A 17,439-nucleotide genomic window follows, 5' to 3' on the forward strand; every position below is an offset into this window, starting at 1 on the left:
TCGCCGGGCGCGGTCATCCGCGCATCGCCGTTTTCATTCCGCGCGCGTGCGGCTAGGGTCTCGCGCCATGACGACATCGCTTCCGAAATCCGCGCCGACCGCCGGCGGCTTCATGGATCGCGCGCTTGAGCAAGCGCGCCGCGCCGCCGCGCGCGGCGAGGTGCCGGTCGGCGCCGTTCTGGTGCACCGGGGCGAGGTGCTGGCCGCCGACGGAAACCGCACCCTGGAGCTTGCCGATCCGACCGCCCATGCCGAGATCCAGGTGATCCGGGCGGCCTGTGCGCGGCTTGCGAGCCAGCGCCTGCCGGAGTGCGATCTCTATGTGACGCTGGAGCCGTGCCCCATGTGTGCGGCCGCCATTTCCTTCGCCCGCATCCGCCGGCTCTACTTCGGCGCCGGCGATCCCAAGGGCGGGGCGGTCGAACACGGCGTGCGCTTCTTCGGCCAGCCCACGTGCCACCACACGCCCGAGGTCTATTCGGGCCTTGCCGAGCGGGATGCCGCCGATCTGCTGCGGCGCTTCTTCCAGGAGAAGCGCGACCCGACCGCCTGACTCCCTTCGTCGATCTCCGCTCGCCGATCCGCCGTGCCTGTTCCGCTGGAAACTGAGCGTGCCGAAATGCACGTCTAGCGTGTTCTCGCTTCAGGGGTGCGCGATTGTCGCGCATCGAGCGGATGTGAGCGAAGGGAGGATCGAGATGGGCATCAGGGTGACGATCGGGGCGGGGGCGCTGGCGCTCGCGCTTGCGTCGGGCGGGGCGGCACAGGCCGCCGACGACCGCTTCGTGTGCTGGGAGCCGAACGCGGGGTTGCGGCTCGCGGCGGTGGAGTATTGGACGCCGGAGCGCCGCGCGGCGGCGGTGGAGGAGGTTTTCGGCCTGCTGACGCCGAGGGCCGACCGGGGGGATGTCGTGGATGTTGCGCCCTCGCGCGCCGATGTCACGGTGGCGCCGTTTTCCTTCGGCGGCAAGCTGTTCTACACGCGCGGCGGGCAGGACTACAGTGCGAGCGCGCAATTCGTGGCCAATGACAACACCGTGCTGGCGGCCGCGCACAGCATGTACAAGGGCGGCAACCAGGCAACCAACATCACCTTCTATCGCGCCTATGACGCCGGTGGCGGCACGCAGTTCGAGATCGACAACGCCGCCGTTCTGGCCGGCTGGCCGGGCGTCGCCGACGACCCGCCCTCGCCGCAGCGCAGCGCGCTCGACTACGCGGTGCTCAAGACGCGCACCGACAGCGCGGTGGGCAAGTTCGCGCTCGGCAAGGACGCGGATTTCGTCGATGTGACGCTGATCGGCTATCCGGCGGCGCTCGACGGCGGCAACCGGATGTACAAGCAGCCGAGCCAGCGGGTGGCGACCATCGGCGACGCCTTCCAGGCCCAGCCCAACGGGTTGACGCAGGGCGCCAGCGGCGGGGCCTGGTTCATCGGCGACGCCGCGCCCTATACGGCCGTGAGCTCGATCTCCAGCGGCGGCGACGGGATCGTCTACGGTCCGGTGTTCAAGGATCTGACCGAGGATCTGTTCGCCTATGTCGCCGGAGGCTGCCAGTAACGCGAGGCGCCGCCGCGCTGCGTGGTCATCCCGCGCGGCGCGGCGGCGCGGTTACCGCATGGGGCGTGACAGCACGGTCAGCGCGTCCGGGTCGAGCACGGTGATCCGGCTGCCCCGCACGCGGATGACCTCCAGGCAATGCCAGCGCCGCATCTGCAGGTTTATCTTCGGCCGGCTGGCGTTGATCATCCGCCCGATGGTCGATTGCGACAGCGGCCGGTCGATCAGGATGCCGTCCTCGACCGCGCGCCCGGTCTGGTCGCACAGCTTCAGGAACAGGCGGGCGAGCCGGGTTTCGAGCGTGTAGAGCGACACGGTCTCCGCGAAGTCGAGCACCTCGCGCACCTGCGCGGACATGGCATGCAGCAGCGGCTTGGTGAAGGCGGGCTCGTCGAGCCAGGCCTCGAACACGGGCGCCGCGATCCGCATGAGCGTCGTGGGCGCGAGGGCGATGCCCTCGTAGGGCGCGGGAAGGCCCAGGATCACGTCGTTTTCGCCGAGCATCCCGCCCGCCGCCACCTGACGGATGATGACCTCCTTGCCGTCCTCCGACGTCAGCGACAGGGCAAGCGCGCCCGAGCGCACCACGAAGACCGCCGCAAGCATGTCGCCCTGTCGAAACGCCGCCTCGCCCCGGGCCAGCGTCATCTCGCGAATGTAGGGCATGGCCGACGCGAGCCGGTCGGCGCCGAGGGCGGCGAAGGGGGACAGCGACTGCAGGAAGTGCAAGCGTGCATCGCGCGACGGATATCCCACCATGACCCCCGCATTTGCTGGAATGAAAATACAACCGAGAATAGATTTAGCTAGAAATTCAATTATCAATTGTAACATGCGGAACAGCAGGTGGACGTTGAGCGCCCTAGCGTGGATCTCGCTCCACCGCCTCGGCGCGGAGCGGTTCGGCGGGTCTCCCGCCGGGGCCACGCGACGCGCGATCCGACGTCCCGCGCGGGCCGGACGGTCGCGTCGTTTTCACAGAAGCGATCAAAACCTTGCATTGGAGAACGCCATGACATTCTGGATGGGCGCCAAGGCGCCGGCCGTGTCCGATCTCGAGGCGGCGCAGCCTTACAGCCTCACGGTTCTCAACGAGAACAGCAGCCTGCAGCAGTTCGCCATGTTCCAGACGATTCCCAACATCGTCGGGCCGTCGACCGATCCGCTGTCGCTGGCCTGGATGCTGGGCACCGCCGCGCCGGGCAGCCCCAGCAACCCCAGCCAGTCGCGCTTCGACTGGCAGATCGAGTATTCCGCCAACACCGGCTACGTGCAGGACATCGGCACGTCGACCGATCCGCGCCGCTTCACCACGGCCAGCAACATCGGTGTGATGGTGGACAGCCAGAACTATCTCGACGTGACCTACCTGGGGAGTTTCCCGAACGGCGCCCCGGCCTTCCCCAACGACCCGACCACGGGCCAGAAGGGCGAGATCCAGGTCCAGTCGGACGGCAAGATCCCCACCCATGTCGAGACGCAGTCGCAGAACATGACGCTGAATATCGGCATCGGCATGAACAACAAGCCGACGGTGGTCGTGGAGCTTCTGCCGAACCTGCTCTACCAGTTCACGCCGAAGCCGACCTATTACATCATCTCCGGATCCTTCGTCGAAGGGCAGGTGATCGACACGGCAACCTCGTCCGCCGCCTATAAGGTGGTGTTCGATGGCGTCACCACCCGCACCCTCAAGTTCACCGAGGAAAACCAGTTCCAGCCGGCGTAAGCGCCGACTGTCTGGTCAACGGGTTCCCCGCGCGGGCTCTTCGCGCGGGGGCGACGGCGGAAGGAGCTTGAAATGCCGTTCAAGCGTGGACCGGCGCCACTGGTCGAGGACGCCACCCACCCGTTCAATCTCGAGATCTTCAACGAGAATCCCAACGACCAGACCTTCGTGATGATCGCCGACCCGGGCACCCAGACGGTGACGCCGAGCGGTCCGGCGGCGCAGACGCTCGCCTGGCTCGTCGGGGTGATCCCGGGCAAGGTGGGCAGCCTCGTCTCAAGCGGATGTTTCTACTGGGCCGAGGATTTCGCGCTGGGTCTCGGATCGATCACCCAGGCGGGGGCGGGCACGTTCCTGGCAACGGTCGCCGCGCCGATGGCGAACGGGGGAACCAACGACGTGTCGGCCGGGTTCACCGGCACGGCCGGTCATGGCGCGCCGAAGGTGACGGCCCTGTCGAAGACCTCGAGTACGAAGTTCACGATGAACAGCGACGGCACCGTGCCGACGGCCGGCGAGCAGAGCGCGGCGCTGGTCTATTATGCCGCCGCCTGGTCCATCGGCGAGGAGGCGGTCGCCGGGCGCTTTTCGCCTGCAAGCGCCATCCGCTACCTGCCCAACACGGTGGCGACGCTCGCGCCCGGGCCCGCCTATTCGGTCCGCGCCGGCCCCTCCGCCACGGATGCGGGCGATGTGCTCGACCCGACGCTGGTGAGCAGTGCCTATCCGGTCGATTTCGCCGGCGTGCCCATCGTGCGCCTGACCTACACGGCGAGCAATACCTTCGTCCCGCACTGAGGCGTCTTGCGGCTCCCGCCCCCTCGACGCGCGCACACCGCGTGCAATATAGCCGGCGGTACGCCCGTGCGCCGTGGCGCGCGGGCGCGGGCGCGGGACCAGGAGGGAGACGATCCGTGATCGCCGTGATTTTCGAAGTCGAGCCCAGGGACGGGCATCGCGAGGCCTATCTCGACATCGCCGCGGAGCTGAAGCCCCTGCTCGGGGACGCCGACGGCTTCATATCCGTCGAACGCTTCGAGAGCCTGACGCAGCCGGGCAAGCTCCTGTCGCTGTCCTTCTGGCGCGACGAGGCCGCGCTCACCGCCTGGCGGCATCAGGCCGAACACCGCCTGGCGCAGACGGCCGGGCGGACGAGGCATTTCGCCGATTACCGCCTGCGCGTCGCGGGCGTGATCCGCGACTACGGCATGACCGAGCGCGATCAGGCGCCCGACGACAGCGTGGCGCTGCACGGTTGAGGCAACGCCGCGCGGGTGGGCGCGACGGCGCCTATCCCTCGGGCAGCACCAGAACCGTCGCCGCCTCGGGCAGGGTGCGCCGGCTGGCGACATAGAGCGGCGTGTCGCTGCGTTGCACGGGGTAGCCCTCGCTCGCCATGCGGCCGACGAAACTCTCCAGCGAGCCGTAGGTATAGGCGTGCATCGGCACGATCACGCGCGGCGACAGCGCCTTGAGCACCTCGATCAGGCTGTCGAGGCGCAGCGTGGAGGCGTTGTCGACGGGCGCGAAGACGATGTCGATCGTCCCGAGTCGCGCCAGGTCCTCCTGGGTCAGGCGATGGTGCAGATGGCCCAGATGGGCGATGCACAGATCCGCCGTTTCGAACACGAAGATCGAATTGCCGAGCCTGCGGGTCTCGCCGTCCCAGCCGCGGATGTTGGTCTGCAGGTTGCGGATGCGCACGTCGTCCACGACGAGGTCGTGGTCCATCGGACCGCCGTCCGGGTTCCAGCCGAGCAGCACATGCTCGATGCCCGGATCGGGATTGAGGGTGAAATGGGTGGAATGGGCGCCGTTCATCGTCACGATGCGCGGCAGGCGCTCGGGTCTGTGAATGGCGTTGTAGTCGGTGGCGATGCGCACGCCCATCGGCGTTTCGATCTCGAAGGTCGCATGTCCCACGTAGCGGATGCCGACCTCGTCGCGGGCCAGCGATGCCGGCCGGACAAGGGACGCCCGATGGAGGTAAGACGCGCGCTGCATCTGCGGACTATCGCGAAACCACCCGTCGGCCAGCAACTGGCAGGACGCGGCCGCCTGCCCCACCAGAGCGAGGACGACGCCCGCCGCCAGCAGCAGACCGGCGAGAGGCGGACGCAGAGCCGCACGCAAGGTCGGAGCGGCCGGCATGCCGCGCGCCCACGGGCGGTTCCGGTCCCTCGAGACCCTTGCAAGGCTTGGCATGGCGACCCTCCGCTTTCGCACCTGACCCAACGGAAAGGGTAGGCACGCGCCGGCGGAGTTCAAGACGCGGCGCGGCGGCCTCTCTCGAAGGCCTCGATCGCCGCGTCGATGCGGCGCTTGACCGTCTCGCGCATCGGCTCGGCGGCGGCGAGGATCTTCTCCGTCTTCATGAAGTCGAGCACCCGGAAGGCGGCGATGTCCGGCTTGACCAGGATGTCCGGCTGGCGATTGCGCAGTTTCTCGTGTGTGATCGACTGCATCAGGATCTGGGTGGCGCCGAACACCGCGTCGCCCGCCCCGGGGATCGCCCGCCCCTTGCGCGGCATCGGCGAGCCGACGACGTCGGAGGCGATCACGATATCGATGTCGTCGGGAAGCGCGTCGAAGGGCAGGGGATTGACGAGCCCGCCGTCGACCATGATGCGCTCGCCCACCAGAACCGGCTTGAACAGCGCGGGGATCGCGATCGAGGCGGCGACGGCGGTCTGCACGCAGCCCTCCGTCAGCCGCGCTTCCCGGCACTGGAAGAAATCGGTGGCGATCAGCGTCAGCGGCATGCGCATCCCGTCGAAGGTCTCGGGAATGTGCTGGCCGACGAAATGCTCGACCACCTTTCCGGCATCGAACTGCATGATGGTCGGGCTGCCCCAGATGTCGCCGAAGCGGCGCGGCCGCAGCTTCCACAGCCGCGAGAAGACGGCGTTACGGTCCTTGAAGGTCTGCTTGGAGACCTCGCGCAGGTCCTCGCCGCTGAGCCCGCCGGCATAGCCGGCCGCGAAGATCGCGCCGATGGAGGTACCCGTCACCGCCGAGGCGACCATGCCCAGGTCGTCGAGCGCTTCGATGACCGGCACATGGGCCATGCCCCGCGCGCCCCCGCCGCCGAGCGCCAGTCCGATCCGGGGTGTCGCCATGGTCCGTCTCCGCCTGTGCCGGGTCTGTGTCGGGCGAATCGCCCTCGCTCCAGCCTGCATTCAACTAGAGGAATGCGGAAGCCCTGTGACCGGGGCGAGAGGTGACGGGTGCCGGGCTCCCTCGAGATGGCAATGCCGCTGCCCTCGGCAGGGAAACCTCCGCCCGGGTTTTGCGAGTTGGCGGCGATGCCGGTTTGCAGGGAGCCGTTGAAAAAGTGCGGTCGGTCGTGCGTGGGTTGGGCGCCGCGTCTTCCAGACGTCTTCGATCCTGTTTTTCAGCGCCTGATTTCTTTGCTTGCGATATTCGATTGGGGGCGTCCGCAGATCTCTAAAGCGAATAGCCATATTCAACTTTGGCGAAAATAATAATACTTAAATTTGATGAATTTAACTCTGGGTAATGCATGTCAAATTTTACAATCTCTAGCCCTTGCCGCAAGCTCTCCGAGTTCGTTTGATTTGCGAGGGTTGCAGAGCGTTTTCGGCACTCCTGAAGCTTGTTGCGGGAAAATCCTGAAAGAACGCCTTTACGCAGAATGCCCTTTGAAGAAAGCAAGTGGAGTCGCCCGTATGTCCGATCCGTTGACCAATCATTCACCACTCGCGCTCGCCGTGTCCGGGACGGTGTCGGAAGACGGTCCGACCCTGACGGTGGCGGCGGACTTCACGGATGTGGACGCGAGCGACACGCACAGCTTCACGGTGGACACGACCGGCACGCTTGGCAGCGTGACGAATGTGGGCGACGGGACCTTCGTCTACGACCCGGCGGGAGCGTTCGAGCATCTCGCGGCCGGCGAGAGCGCGACGGACACGTTCACCTACACGGTGGACGACGGCAATGGCGGCACGTCGAGCGAGACGGTCACGATCACGGTCACGGGCGTGAACGACGCGCCGGTGGCGCTCGCCGTCTCCGGGACTGTGTCGGAAGACGGCCCGACCCTGACGGTGGCGGCGGACTTCACGGACGCGGACGCGAGCGACACGCATACGTTCACGGTGAACACAACCGGCACGCTTGGCAGCGTGACGAATGTGGGCGACGGAACCTTCGTCTACGACCCGGCGGGAGCGTTCGAGCATCTCGCGGCCGGCGAGAGTGCGACGGACACCTTCACCTACACGGTGGACGACGGCAATGGCGGCACGTCGAGCGAGACGGTCACGATCACGGTCACGGGCGTGAACGACGCGCCGGTGGCGCTCGCCGTGTCCGGGACGGTGTCGGAAGACGGCCCGACCCTGACGGTGGCGGCGGACTTCACGGATGTGGACGCGAGCGACACGCATACGTTCACGATTGATACGACCGGCACGCTCGGCAGCGTGACGAATGTGGGCGACGGGACCTTCGTCTACGATCCTGGGGGAGCGTTCGAGCATCTCGCGGCCGGCGAGAGCGCGACGGACACGTTCACCTACACGGTGGACGACGGCAATGGCGGCACGTCGAGCGAGACGGTCACGATCACGGTGACGGGGGTGAACGACGCGCCGGTGGCGCTCGCCGTGTACGGGACGGTGTCGGAAGACGGCCCGACCCTGACGGTGGCGGCGGACTTCACGGATGTGGACGCGAGCGACACGCACAGCTTCACGGTGGACACGACCGGCACGCTTGGCAGCGTGACGAATGTGGGCGACGGGACCTTCGTCTACGACCCGGCGGGAGCGTTCGAGCATCTCGCGGCCGGCGAGAGCGCGACGGACACGTTCACCTACACGGTGAACGACGGCAATGGCGGCACATCGAGCGAGACGGTCACGATCACGGTGACGGGGGTGAACGACGCGCCGGTGGCGCTCGCCGTGTCCGGGACGGTGTCGGAAGACGGCCCGACCCTGACGGTGGCGGCGGACTTCTCGGACGCGGACGCGAGCGACACGCATACGTTCACGGTGAACACAACCGGCACGCTTGGCAGCGTGACGAATGTGGGCGACGGAACCTTCGTCTACGACCCGGCGGGAGCGTTCGAGCATCTCGCGGCCGGCGAGAGCGCGACGGACACGTTCACCTACACGGTGGACGACGGGCAGGGCGGCACGTCGAGCGAGACGGTCACGATCACGGTGACGGGGATGAACGACGCGCCGGTGGCGCTCGCCGTGTCCGGGACGGTGTCGGAAGACGGCCCGACCCTGACGGTGGCGGCGGACTTCACGGATGTGGATGCGAGCGACACGCATACGTTCACGGTGAACACAACCGGCACGCTTGGCAGCGTGACGAATGTGGGCGACGGAACCTTCGTCTACGACCCGGCGGGAGCGTTCGAGCATCTCGCGGCCGGCGAGAGTGCGACGGACACCTTCACCTACACGGTGGACGACGGCAATGGCGGCACGTCGAGCGAGACGGTCACGATCACGGTCACGGGCGTGAACGACGCGCCGGTGGCGCTCGCCGTGTCCGGGACGGTGTCGGAAGACGGCCCGACCCTGACGGTGGCGGCGGACTTCACGGATGTGGACGCGAGCGACACGCATACGTTCACGATTGATACGACCGGCACGCTCGGCAGCGTGACGAATGTGGGCGACGGGACCTTCGTCTACGATCCTGGGGGAGCGTTCGAGCATCTCGCGGCCGGCGAGAGCGCGACGGACACGTTCACCTACACGGTGGACGACGGCAATGGCGGCACGTCGAGCGAGACGGTCACGATCACGGTGACGGGGGTGAACGACGCGCCGGTGGCGCTCGCCGTGTACGGGACGGTGTCGGAAGACGGCCCGACCCTGACGGTGGCGGCGGACTTCACGGATGCCGACGCGAGCGACACGCACAGCTTCACGATTGATACGACCGGCACGCTCGGCAGCGTGACGAATGTGGGCGACGGGACCTTCGTCTACGACCCGGCGGGAGCGTTCGAGCATCTCGCGGCCGGCGAGAGCGCGACGGACACGTTCACCTACACGGTGAACGACGGCAATGGCGGCACGTCGACGGAGACGGTCACTATCACGGTGACGGGGCAGGTCGAGGCGATCAAACTCATCGCGTCGGATGGCGACACCCTGGATTCGTTCGGATATGCGACCGCTGTCAACGATCTCGCGGTGGGGGTGGTCGGCGCGCGCGGCGATGACGACGGCGGTAACGGCGCCGGGGCAGTCTATGTCTATACGCCGAACGGATCTCAAGGCTTCGATCAGGTCAAGCTGACCGCGTCCGATGCGACTGCCGGGGCGGCCTTTGGCTACAGCACTGCGATCAACACGGCCGGGACGGTTGCGGTCGGAGCCTTTCTTGATGGTGAAAACGGTTATCGCTCTGGTGCGGTTTACGTGTACGAGCCGGACGGCAACGGCGGGTACGTCGAGACCAAGCTGATGGCGTCCGACGGCACGCCGCAAGACCGTTTCGGCATGGGCGTATCGATCAACGATGCCGGTGTCGTCGCGGTCGGCGCGAGCTACGCGATGGGCGCGGTGTGGGAGACGGGCGCGGTCTATGTGTACGAACCGAACGGGGCTGGCGGGTACGACGAGACGAAGCTGGTTCCTTCCGATGGTTGGCCGGACGACAGATTCGGTTACCCCACCGTGATCAATGACGCGGGCGTGGTGTTCGTCGGTTCCCGGATGCACAACGACGGGGCCGGATCGGACAGCGGTGCGGTCTATCTGTTCCATCCCGATGGGGCCGGAGGATACACCGAGAGCAAGCTGACTGCCTCGGATGGGACGGCACTGGACTATTTTGGTGTCAGCGGTGGGGTGAACGATGCCGGCACCGTCGCCGTTGGCGCCTATGGCGTGGACGCGAACGGAACGGATGCAGGTGCAATATACGTGTATGAACCTGACGGCGCGGGCGGCTATATCGAAACCCGTATCCTGGCGAGCGACGGGGCAGCGGGCGACAACTTCGGCTGGTCGGTCGCGATCAATGACGATGGTGTCATCGTCGCCAGCGGGAACCGGAACGACGATGCCGGCTCGAACTCCGGATCGGCATATGTTTACATTCCCGATGGGACGGGCGGTTATTCGGAAGTCAAGCTGACGGCGCCGGACGCCAGCGCGGGCGATTCGTTCAGTTATTCGGTTGCCATCAATGCCGACGGCGTCGTGATGATCGGAGCGACCGCCGGAGACGGGCAGCAAGCCGACAGCGGCGCCGTCTACGTCTATACCCCCGACGGTCTGGGCGGATACGTCGGGCCGGACGGGACCGTCTATCAGCCCACGGTGGCGGATCTCGCGGTGACGGGAACCACCGGGGCCGACATGCTCGCGGCCGGCACGGGAGACGACGAACTCGACGGCCTTGCCGGAGACGACCTGCTTGCCGGGGGCGCGGGCAGCGATGTCCTTACCGGGGGCACGGGAGCGGACATTTTCCAGTTCAAGTCTCTGGAGGCCGGTCATGATGTCGTCACGGACTTCGACGTGGGGGCGGGCGATATCCTGGAGTTTGAAAGCGCGACGTTTGCCTCCTTCTCCGAGGTGATGCTGGCGGCGCAGGACGACGGAACGGATACGACGATTGCCATCGACGCAGATACATCGGTTCGCTTGGACGGGGTCGTCGTGAGCGCCCTGTCCTCCGACGACTTCAGCTTCGTCTGAGCAACGCTGAACCGCTTGACGTCGCACGCGCCCGGAGCCATCCGGGCGCGTGCGACCAATGGGACGTGGATTGCCCTTCGGCGTCGATCCAAAACCTCCGCGCCTTGGCGGCACAGGTGTGCCGCGTGGGTTTGCGAGCGGACCGGTGCGACGGTCTTCTTGGCGTGAAGTCAAGCCGACAGCCTGGGGAATGCCGATCTCGGTCCCTGCCGTCCGGGGCATCTGGCGGTCCGATCGGCGGTACCCTGTCACCGGTTCCTGAAATCGCGGCGGTGTGCAAAAAGGCCGCGGGTAGGGATGGCAAGCATCGCGTGCGGATCCGTTTCCGGCTTGCTCATACGTCGCGGCCGTCTTGCCGCGCGTGCCATCTTGTCTTGCGGGCGGGAATGCGTCACGACTCGCTGAAGCGCCCGTGGCCGGTGCGGCACCGGGCAGACAGTCTTGCGGAGCCCCCTCCCTGAGCGTAGCGGATCCCCCTCCTGAGCGTAGCGGAGCCCTCCGATGATCATAGCGGAGACCCCATGAGCGACCTCACGCCCTTTCACCTCGCCTTTCCCGTGCACGACCTGGAAGCGGCGCGCGCCTTCTACCGCGATGTGCTCGGCTGCCGGCAGGGCCGCGAATCCGACACCTGGATCGATTTCGACCTGTTCGGTCACCAGATCGTCGCCCATTACGACGCGGCCGCGGCCGCGCGCGGACCGCTCGTCAATCCGGTCGATGGCGACAATGTCCCCGTGCCGCATTTCGGCGTCGTGCTGACCATGACCGACTGGGATGCGCTGGCGAGGCGGCTCAAGGCCGATCCCGACACGCGCTGGGTGATCGAGCCGAAGGTCCGCTTCCGGGGCGAGCCGGGCGAGCAGGCGACCCTGTTCATTCTCGATCCGTCCGGCAACGCGCTCGAGTTCAAGGCCTTCGCCGACATGGGCCAACTCTTCGCGACCTGACCCCGTCCGGGGCCGGCGCGCGTCGGGCGATTGCCTCGCACCCGGCGGGCGCGCGCGTTCTGCCGTGGTGCGACGCGGAGAAAGGCGTTAGGGTCGTGGAAGTCGGGGGTCGGGCGAGTCGGGCCCGGACGCCCGATCCGCACCCGTTGTCGACGCCCGCGAGACCTCATGGCCAGCGAAGCCGCGCCTCCTTTCTTTGTCGAATCGATCCTGTTTCTCTCCGCGACCGTGGTCGCGGTGCCGCTCGCCAAGCGGATCGGCCTCGGCTCGGTCGTCGGCTATCTGGCGGCGGGGATCGCCATCGGCCCCTACGGCTTCGATTTCATCCAGTCGGCGGAAGGCATTCGCGGGGTCGCGGAACTTGGCGTCGTCCTGCTGCTGTTCGTCATCGGGCTGGAGCTGGAACCGGCCCGATTATGGCGCATGAAGGGTGACATCTTCGGGCTTGGAACCTCGCAGGTCGCCGCCTGCGGCGCGGCGCTCATCGCGCTTTTTCTCGCCATCGGCCAGCCGCTCAATGTGGCGCTGATCGCCGGGCTCGGCCTGGCGCTCTCCTCCACCGCCTTCGCGCTGCAGATCCTGCAGGAACGCGGGCAATTGTCGACCCCCTACGGCCAGCGGGCCTTCGGCATCCTGCTCCTGCAGGACATGGCGATCGTGCCCTTCCTGGCGCTGATCCCGATCCTGTCGCCCAACCAGGGCGCGGCAAGCTGGATGGACATCCTGCAGGAGATCGGGATCACGATCACCGCCGTCGGCGCGGTGATCGTGGCGGGCCGCTATTTCCTGACGCCGCTGTTCACGCTTCTGTCGGCGGTGCGCGCGCGCGAGGTCATGCTGGCGGCTGCGCTGCTGGTCGCGCTCGGCAGCGGCGGGATCATGCATGCGGCGGGCCTGTCGATGGCGCTCGGCGCCTTTCTCGCGGGCGTGATGCTGGCCGAATCGAGCTTCCGCCACACGCTCGAGGCGGACATCGAACCTTTTCGCTCGCTGCTGATGGGGCTGTTCTTCATCTCCGTCGGCATGTCGCTCGATCTCGGTCTGGTCGCCGACAACTGGCGCGTCGTGGCACTCGGCGTCATCGCCGTGATGGGGATCAAGGGCGTGCTCATCTGGGGGCTGTCGCGGCTGTTCGGCTCCTCCAATTCCGATGCGCTGAAGATCGCGGTGACGCTGCCGCAGGGCGGGGAATTCGCCTTCGTGCTGTTCACGGCGGCGGCCGGGGCGGCGATCCTCTCGGTCGAACTGCTGACGCAGCTGATTGCCGTGGTGGTGCTGTCGATGCTGATGACTCCGGTCGCCGGGCTCGCCCACGATCTGCTTGCCCGCCGCCTGCAGAGCCGCGGCGTCGAGCCGACCGCCATCGAGCGGATTTCCGACACGCGGCCCACCGTGCTGGTCATCGGCTTCGGGCGCTTCGGCATGATGGTGTCGCAGATGCTCACCTCCGAGGAGATCGAGATCACCGCGCTCGACAACCGCGCCGACCGCGTCGCCTATGCCCGCAAGCTCGGTTATCACGTCTATGTCGGCGACGCGACGCGGCCCGACGTGCTCAAGGCGGCGGGCGCCGACGAGGCGGTGCTGATCGCGCTGTGCATCGAGAACGACCGGGTGATGGGACAGGCCATCGACCTGATCCGCTCGCATTTTCCCAAGGCGAAGCTCTATTGCCGGGCCACGGACAGGGCGCATGCGCTCGACCTCACCCGGCGCGGCGTCGATTTCCAGATCCGCGAGACTTTTGAGTCCAGCGTGACCTTCGGCCGCGCGGCGCTGGAGGCGCTCGGCATCGCGCCCGACCGCATCGGCCAGATCGAGGACGACGTGCGCCGGCGCGACCAGGAGCGGCTGGACATGCAGTTGAAGGACGGGCCGCTCGCCGGGGCCGACCGGCTGCACCGCGTCACGCCGCGGGGCGTGGACGACGCGGAGGAGGTTTCCCCGCGCGAAGGCGCGCGCGACGAGACGTCCGATACGGCCAGGAGCTGAGCAACGCGGATCTGGCAAAAATCGTGGCGGACGGGTATTGAGGGCGTCCGTTGCAGATGCAGCCCGGCCGGCGGAGCACGCGCGGCGATGCGATCCCGGTGATGCGGTCAGGGCGGCGCGAAGATGCCGATGCGAAGACGCCCATGCGAAGACGCCGATGCGAAGATGGTGATGCGATGATGAACCGGTTCGATCCTCCGCGAGCGCCCAACGAGGCGCGCGTGCGTTATCTCGACGCCGACTACCAGATCCTGTCGCCCGGCACATTCGTGCGCTGCGCGGTGACCGGCCAGGCGATCCCGGTGGACGAGCTCAAGTACTGGAGCGTGGCGCGCCAGGAGGCCTATGTCGACGCCGCGGCGGCGATGGCGCGCTACGAGGAGTCTGGCCGCGAGGCCTGAGGCAGCGCGCCGGCCGGCAGCAGCGCGACGAGCGCGTCGGGATCGTCCATCCGCAAGGCGACGTCGAGCGTCTGCGCCCGCGCGTGGAGTTCCGCGAGGGCGCCAGAGGCGGCGCCCGCGAGGCGGACCCGATCCTTCGTGGTGGTGACGAGACAGGCGTCGTGCCGCTCGGCCTCGGCGATGAGCATCCGCGCCTCCGCCTCCGCGTAGACGTGATGGTCGCCGAAGGCATGCCGGGCGACGATCTCGGCACCGGTCGCGGCGAGCGTGTCGAAGACCTTGTCCGGCCGGCCGATCCCGGCGAAGACGACCGCCTTGCGTCCCGCGAAGCGCTGCGGGTCCACCGCGGCGACGCGGGCCTGCAGAACCGGTCGGCCGAGACGGCGGGCCGCCTCCATGACCGGAGCGGCGGCCTCTCCCGTGCCGACGCGGATCACCGCGTCCGCATGGGGCAGTTGCGCGGCCAGCGGCGCGCGCAAGGGGCCGGCGGGCAGGCACAGCCCGTTGCCGATGCCGGTGGCGGCATCCACGAGCACCAGCGCGAGATCCTTGTAGAGGGTCGGATTCTGGAAACCGTCGTCCATCACGATCACGTCGCCGAGCGTTTCGGCGAGCCGCGCGCCGGCGCCCCGGTCGGCCGCCACGACGGTCGGCGCGCGCGCCGCCAGCAGCAGCGCCTCGTCGCCGACATCTTGCGCCGTGTGTGCGCCCGCATCGACCCGCACCGGTCCCGTGAGCCGGCCGCCGTAGCCGCGCAGCAGGAACACCGGGCGTGCGCCATGCGCAGCGAGCACCTCCGCCAGCATCAGCGCGAAAGGCGTCTTGCCGGTGCCGCCGGCGACGAGATTGCCGACGCAGAGAACCGGCGTCTGCGCGCGGGATGCGGGCGCGCGGTCCATGCGTGACGCGGTGATGCGGCCGTAGATGTGACCGGCCGGCGCAAGCAGCCGGGCGAGCGGCGTGGGGGGCGACCGCCACCAGAAGCGCGGCGCATGGCGGCCGCGGGTCACGGCGCATCCTCCGTGCATCCGGGGGCGTCGCTTGCCGGCGCGGGCGGCAGCAGGGGGGCCAAGGCCTCGAGCGTGGACGCGAGCGCGCCGGAGCCGCGCGCCGCGACCTTTCGCGCGGCGCGGGCCTGGGCCGCGCGGGCTTGCGGATCGCCGAGAAGATCGGCGAGCGCGTCCGCGAGCAGAGGTGCATCGGCCACGATCTCCACCCCGCCATCCGCGATCAGGGGGGCGTAGAGGTCTTCCAGGTTGAACACATGCGGCCCCGACAGGATCGCCGTGTCGAGCCGCGCGGCCTCGAGCGGGTTCTGCCCGCCCTCGGGCACCAGCGACTTGCCGATGAAGGCGACCGGCGCCAGGCGCAGGAAGAGCCCCATTTCGCCGATGGTGTCGGCGAGATAGATGCCTGTGTCTTCGGTCGGATCCTCCCCGCGCGAGCGCTGGGCAAGGGCGATCCCGCGCGCCCGCAGCATCCCGGCGATCCCGTCCCCGCGCTCGGGATGACGGGGTGCGAGGAGCGTGATGAGACCCGGCAGGCGGGCGGCGAGCGTCACGTGAACCTCTGCGACGATCTCCTCCTCGCCGTCGTGGGTGCTGGCGGCGAGCCACACGGGTCGCGCGCCGATGAGAGCCGACAGCCGTTCCAGTTCGTCGCGGTCGCAGTCCGGCGGCGGGGCGTCGAACTTGAGGTTGCCGGTCACATGGACGCGCGGCGCGCCGAGCGCGCGCATCCGGTCCGCATCCGCGTCCGTCTGCGCCAGACACAGCGTCATGCGCGAGAAGAGCTCCATGGCGAAGGGCCGCACCCGGGCCCAGCCCCGTGCGGAGCGGTCCGACAGGGTTGCGCTGACGATGGCGAGGGGAATGCGGCGCCGGTCGAGCTCCAGGATGGTCGTCGGCCAGATCTCCGATTCCACCGTCAGGGCCAGACCGGGCCGCCAATGGTCGAGAAACCGGCCGATGCCGGCCGGCGTGTCATAGGGCACGAACTGGTGGATCACCCCGGCGCGCGCCCGCTTGGCGGCGATGCGGGCGGAGGTGAGCGTGCCGGTCGTCAGCAACACCGTGACGCCCCGCGCAAGCAGGGGCGCAATGAGCGCGTCGGCGGCGTTCATCTCGCCGACGCTCGCCGCATGCAGCCAGACCAGCGGGCCCTCCGGGCGGGAGAGGGACGCGCGACCGAAGCGCTCGCCTCGCCGCGCCGGGTCTTCCTTGCCGCGTGCCACGCGCCGCCGGTAGAGGAGCGGGAGGGCCGGCGTCACGGCGCGTGCGAACAGACCGTAGGCGGTGCGCAGCAGCGCGCCGGCGATCCGCGAGGCGGAGCCGCGCCCGGTCACGGTCACGCCGTCCGCGCGGTGGCATAGGCCCGCGCCTCGACCTCGTGCAGCGCACGCTCCAGATCCAGGCGCACCGCCTCGAGCCCCTCGGCGTCGAGATCGGGGGCGACGTGGATCATCGGGGCGGCGGCGAGCGCCATGCGGCCGAAGGGCAGGTTGATCGTCGCCCTGTCCCAGCTGTCGAGGTGGATCGCGCGGCTGGTCGCCATGCACATCGGCAGGATCGGCCGGCCCGAGCGTTGCGCGAGCTGGACGATGCCCGCGCCGGCGACGCGCGAGACCTTCGGCACATCCGCGGTCATGGCGATGTTGTAACCCGCGCGCAGGGCCCGCATCGCCTCCAGGAAGCCGCGCGCGCCGCCGCGCTTGGCGATCTGATGTTGCTGATGCGCCCCGGAGGCGCGGATCAGGCCGAGGCCGAGTTTTTCGGCGGCGATCGCGTTGATCTCGCCGTCCGCCGAGCGCGAGACCATCACCTTGGCCTTGTGCTCGGGCAGGCGCGCGAAGGGCATGAGGAAATGCTGGCCGTGCCACATGGCGACGATGGCCGGCAGATCCGGCGCGATGACGTCGAACAGGTCCGGCGGATCGAGGACGAAGCGGTTCGTGCGGCGCACGAATTTCAGATAGCCGGCGAGGCCCGCGCCCACGACGCGTTGCAGCACGGGCGCGCGCCCGGCACGCTTCAGCATGGGAAAGCGCGCGCTTGTCGGCGCGCGGCGTCGGAACGTCTCATCTCGGTCGGTCGCCAGTCGGTC

Annotated in this window: 15 protein-coding genes; 9 read left to right on the forward strand and 6 right to left on the reverse strand. The window is 68.3% G+C overall.

The window, feature by feature from the left end; translation table 11 throughout:
- Nucleotides 1-67 precede the first annotated feature (67 nt).
- Together ABL312_RS01560 and ABL312_RS01565 are read left to right on the forward strand one after the other, a co-directional pair.
- Nucleotides 68-553 (forward strand): nucleoside deaminase, encoded by a 486-nt coding sequence (locus ABL312_RS01560; protein ID WP_349359620.1) that lies wholly within the window; start codon nucleotides 68-70, stop codon nucleotides 551-553.
- A 145-nt stretch (nucleotides 554-698) separates the two neighbouring features.
- The gene (locus ABL312_RS01565; RefSeq protein ID WP_349359621.1) at nucleotides 699-1,562 is read left to right on the forward strand and encodes a hypothetical protein; all 864 of its coding nucleotides are present in this window, start codon (nucleotides 699-701) and stop codon (nucleotides 1,560-1,562) included.
- A 51-nt stretch (nucleotides 1,563-1,613) separates the two neighbouring features.
- Here ABL312_RS01565 and ABL312_RS01570 read toward each other — a convergent pair whose 3' ends face one another.
- A complete protein-coding gene (locus ABL312_RS01570) occupies nucleotides 1,614-2,321 on the reverse strand; it encodes a Crp/Fnr family transcriptional regulator (protein WP_349359622.1) in 708 nt (235 codons plus the stop codon).
- 253 nt (nucleotides 2,322-2,574) lie between these two features.
- On the opposite strand from ABL312_RS01570, the gene ABL312_RS01575 reads away from it, so the two are divergent.
- From ABL312_RS01575 to ABL312_RS01585, 3 genes are all read left to right on the forward strand, one after another.
- Nucleotides 2,575-3,291 (forward strand): hypothetical protein, encoded by a 717-nt coding sequence (locus ABL312_RS01575; RefSeq protein WP_349359623.1) that lies wholly within the window; start codon nucleotides 2,575-2,577, stop codon nucleotides 3,289-3,291.
- 72 nt (nucleotides 3,292-3,363) lie between these two features.
- A complete protein-coding gene (locus ABL312_RS01580) occupies nucleotides 3,364-4,089 on the forward strand; it encodes a hypothetical protein (protein WP_349359624.1) in 726 nt (241 codons plus the stop codon).
- A 116-nt stretch (nucleotides 4,090-4,205) separates the two neighbouring features.
- Nucleotides 4,206-4,550 carry an antibiotic biosynthesis monooxygenase gene (locus ABL312_RS01585; protein ID WP_349359625.1) on the forward strand — a complete coding sequence of 115 codons (345 nt, stop codon included), beginning with the start codon at nucleotides 4,206-4,208 and terminating at the stop codon, nucleotides 4,548-4,550.
- A 31-nt stretch (nucleotides 4,551-4,581) separates the two neighbouring features.
- Here the strand turns inward: ABL312_RS01585 and ABL312_RS01590 are convergent, their stop codons facing one another.
- Entirely contained in the window at nucleotides 4,582-5,442 is an 861-nt protein-coding gene (locus tag ABL312_RS01590) for an MBL fold metallo-hydrolase (RefSeq protein ID WP_349359626.1), read from the reverse strand.
- A gap of 113 nt (nucleotides 5,443-5,555) precedes the next feature.
- Entirely contained in the window at nucleotides 5,556-6,410 is an 855-nt protein-coding gene (locus tag ABL312_RS01595) for a patatin-like phospholipase family protein (protein ID WP_349359627.1), read from the reverse strand.
- A 570-nt stretch (nucleotides 6,411-6,980) separates the two neighbouring features.
- Between ABL312_RS01595 and ABL312_RS01600 the strand changes: the two genes are divergently transcribed.
- The 4 genes from ABL312_RS01600 to ABL312_RS01615 all read left to right on the forward strand — a co-directional run bounded on the left by ABL312_RS01600 (nucleotide 6,981) and on the right by ABL312_RS01615 (nucleotide 14,337).
- Nucleotides 6,981-10,994, forward strand: coding sequence for an Ig-like domain-containing protein (locus tag ABL312_RS01600; RefSeq protein ID WP_349359628.1), 4,014 nt, complete (start codon nucleotides 6,981-6,983; stop codon nucleotides 10,992-10,994).
- 521 nt (nucleotides 10,995-11,515) lie between these two features.
- Nucleotides 11,516-11,944 (forward strand): VOC family protein, encoded by a 429-nt coding sequence (locus tag ABL312_RS01605; protein ID WP_349359629.1) that lies wholly within the window; start codon nucleotides 11,516-11,518, stop codon nucleotides 11,942-11,944.
- A 168-nt stretch (nucleotides 11,945-12,112) separates the two neighbouring features.
- The gene (locus ABL312_RS01610) at nucleotides 12,113-13,936 is read left to right on the forward strand and encodes a monovalent cation:proton antiporter-2 (CPA2) family protein (protein ID WP_349359630.1); all 1,824 of its coding nucleotides are present in this window, start codon (nucleotides 12,113-12,115) and stop codon (nucleotides 13,934-13,936) included.
- Between the two features lie 176 nt (nucleotides 13,937-14,112).
- The gene (locus tag ABL312_RS01615; protein WP_349359631.1) at nucleotides 14,113-14,337 is read left to right on the forward strand and encodes a DUF2093 domain-containing protein; all 225 of its coding nucleotides are present in this window, start codon (nucleotides 14,113-14,115) and stop codon (nucleotides 14,335-14,337) included.
- Here the strand turns inward: ABL312_RS01615 and lpxK are convergent.
- From lpxK to ABL312_RS01630, 3 genes are read right to left on the reverse strand one after another with little or no spacing between them, the layout of a single operon-like run.
- Nucleotides 14,310-15,347, reverse strand: a complete 1,038-nt coding sequence (gene lpxK / locus ABL312_RS01620; RefSeq protein ID WP_349359632.1) for a tetraacyldisaccharide 4'-kinase — start codon at nucleotides 15,345-15,347, stop codon at nucleotides 14,310-14,312. The two genes, ABL312_RS01615 and lpxK, sit on opposite strands and share 28 nt — an antisense overlap.
- Nucleotides 15,344-16,687: a 3-deoxy-D-manno-octulosonic acid transferase gene (locus tag ABL312_RS01625; RefSeq protein ID WP_349359633.1), complete on the reverse strand. Its 1,344-nt coding sequence runs from the start codon at nucleotides 16,685-16,687 to the stop codon at nucleotides 15,344-15,346. The genes lpxK and ABL312_RS01625 overlap by 4 nt, the downstream gene beginning before the upstream one ends.
- The gene (locus ABL312_RS01630; RefSeq protein ID WP_349359634.1) at nucleotides 16,684-17,373 is read right to left on the reverse strand and encodes a lysophospholipid acyltransferase family protein; all 690 of its coding nucleotides are present in this window, start codon (nucleotides 17,371-17,373) and stop codon (nucleotides 16,684-16,686) included. Before ABL312_RS01630 ends, ABL312_RS01625 begins: the two co-directional genes overlap by 4 nt.
- Nucleotides 17,374-17,439 lie beyond the last annotated feature (66 nt).

The organism is Stappia sp. (assembly GCF_040110915.1).
GTDB lineage: Bacteria > Pseudomonadota > Alphaproteobacteria > Rhizobiales > Stappiaceae > Stappia.